Origin of the sequence: Pseudomonas sp. HY13-MNA-CIBAN-0226 (genome assembly GCF_040310305.1) — a bacterium.
Classification (GTDB): Bacteria; Pseudomonadota; Gammaproteobacteria; order Pseudomonadales; family Pseudomonadaceae; genus Aquipseudomonas; species Aquipseudomonas gregormendelii.
On record NZ_JBEOPS010000145.1, the window covers coordinates 1 to 291 of the forward strand.

The 291-nt window shown below is 57.4% G+C and carries 1 protein-coding gene; it reads left to right on the forward strand.

Going from position 1 to position 291, the window contains the following annotated elements; translation table 11 throughout:
- On the forward strand, window positions 1–291 hold a 291-nt coding region (locus tag AAEZ05_RS28150), incomplete at both ends, for a diiron oxygenase (RefSeq protein ID WP_350649841.1).

The window sequence follows — 291 nt, forward strand, 5'->3', positions numbered from 1 at the left end:
CCGTTGAGCTGATCGGCGTCGCCATCGCCGAGAACACCGTCACCCATGACGTCGCAGCGTTTTCCAAAGACGGCAGCGTCAAATCCTCTGTCCGCGGCCTGATGGCCGATCATCTGTTTGATGAAGGGCGGCATGCGCGGTTCTGGACACAGTTGGTGCGTCTCTACTGGCAATCGGCAAGCTCGCAAGCTCGCGACCACATTGCTCAAGCCCTGCCCGTGTTCCTGACGCACTACCTGACCAACGACCTACAGAAAGACTTCGATCTGCAACTGATCGAACACTTGGTTA